Source organism: Rhodococcus sp. T7, from assembly GCF_009872365.1.
GTDB lineage: Bacteria > Actinomycetota > Actinomycetes > Mycobacteriales > Mycobacteriaceae > Rhodococcus_F.
Window position 1 is genome coordinate 1 of the sequence record NZ_WXYH01000189.1, and the last position, 2,147, is coordinate 2,147.

1 protein-coding gene is annotated in these 2,147 nt (G+C 66.9%); it reads left to right on the forward strand.

What is annotated here, in order from left to right; genetic code table 11:
• Window positions 1-274: 274 nt before the first annotated feature.
• On the forward strand, window positions 275-2,147 hold a 1,873-nt coding region (locus MLGJGCBP_RS18890), incomplete at its 3' end, for a tyrosine-type recombinase/integrase (RefSeq protein ID WP_236581199.1).

Genomic DNA, 2,147 nt, shown 5'->3' on the forward strand with positions numbered 1-2,147 from the left:
AGGATGTGATCCGGCGGGTGCTGGCCCACCACGCCGAGCAGACTCGGCGGGCGGTTGAGCGGGCCCGCCCGGCCCCGGCGCCCGGCTACCGGCCGGAGACGCTGGACGCCCTGTTCGGCAATGGCGTGTCGTGACCGCCACAGTTGATGAAGCGCGCCTACTGGCCGGGAGACCGCCGACAGGGCGGGACGCGGCCCGCATTCGTTTCCCGGCCCGGCCTTCTCCGGGGACCTGGCCGGCCACCGGTCAAAGCCGCGACGCGGTGTGGGATCGATTGACCCGCGCACCTTTTGTGGTGGACAACGCCCACACCCAGAAGATCCGCCTCCGAGGGTTGACGTTTCTGCTGGACTGGTTGGAGGCCCAGCCGGGCGGGACCTGGCAGGAGCGCTGGCTTGCCAGCGGAGCCGACTCCGCAGGCGCGGGATGGCGCAAGATCCCGGCCCGATGGCTGCAGGAGCACGGCCTGGTCGCCGAATGGCGGTTGGAAGCGCTGACCTCGGCGTTGTTGGTGGCGATCAGCGCAGATCTCGTGCGCCCCGCGCTGGGTTGGCTGGTGGCCAAAGCGACAGGCCCGGGAAGCCTGGTGCGTCACCTGGCACAGACGCGTGACCCCGACGGGTTCGCCAGGCTGCGGATCCTGTGCGACGCGGATCCCCACGTCTCCTCGATCGCCAACAGCCACACCTTGTATCGCGCCGCCGAGATCATCGCGGCCAAGGGTGGCCTGCTGGCCGACGTCACCGTCGGGGACGTCCTGGAGTTGCTGGACGTCGAACTCGACACGCTGGCATCGGTGTCCGGGGACGCCGCCGTGTTCTACCGGCTGCTGCGCACGGCAGGTGTCGTCGGCCCAGACTCGCCGTCGACGCTGCGGGAGGTACGGGGCACCGCTGGACCGCGCACACCCGAGGAACTGATCGACCGATACGGCCTCGTCTGCCGTCCGATCCGTGATGTGCTGGTGGACTATCTGCGGGAGCGTCAGCCGTCGCTGGACTACTCCAGCATGGAAGGCCTCGCGTGCGCGTTGGGGGCGCGATTCTGGAAGGACTTGGAGATCCACCATCCCGGCATCGACAGCCTCCGCCTGCCCGACGAGGTCGCCGCCGCCTGGAAACAACGACTGCGCACCAAACAGAAGACGATTACGGCGAAGACCGGGGAGAAGGTCACCGTCGACGTCCCACGGCTGAACTATCGGGAGTGCCTGATCCCGATCCGGGCGTTCTACCTGGACTTGGCCCAGTGGGCCGTCGACGACCCGGGCCGCTGGGCCCAGTGGGCGGTTCCCTGCCCCATCAAGGAAGAAGAGGCGAACAGGCGAAAGCTCCAGCGGCACCGCAAATCCCGTATGGATGCCCGCACCCGGGAACGGCTACCCGTTCTGCCGACCCTGGTGCGCACCGTCAATGAGCACCGCAAAGCAACCGAGATGCTCCTGCAGGCAGCCCGCCATACCCAGCCTGGGGAGCCGTTCACCGCAGCCGGGCAGACACTGATCCGCTCCGTCACCGGCCACAAAGCCATCCGCGGCAAGGTCTGGGCGGAGGACCCCGTCACCGGCAAGCGACGCGACCTCGAACTCGAAGAAGATCACGCCTTCTGGGCCTGGGCGATCGTTGAAGTTCTGCGGGCCACCGGCATCCGGGTCGAGGAGCTGCTGGAACTCTCGCACCACAGCTTTGTGCAATACCGCCTTCCCACCACCGACGAAATGGTGCCGCTGCTACAGATCGTCCCATCCAAGACCGACGAGGAGAGACTCCTGTTGGTCTCGCCGGAATTGGCGGACGTGCTCAGCGCAGTCATCCACCGGGTCCGCGACCACACCGGCAAGATCCCACTGATCGCCTCCTACGACTGGCAGGAATGCGTATGGCTGCCACCGTCGCCGTTGTTGTTCCAGCGCCGATTCGGCGCCGAGCGCCGCAGGATCAGCCCCGACGTCGTTCGCGACATTCTCGCCGCCGCATTGGTCCGCACCAGACTTACCGACCCGTCAACTGATGAGCCATTGCGATTCACGCCCCATGATTTCCGAAGGCTGTTCATCACTGACGCGATCATGAGCGGGCTGCCACCGCATATCGCCCAGGTGATCGCCGGCCACCGCGACATCAACATCACCATGGGCTACAAAGCTG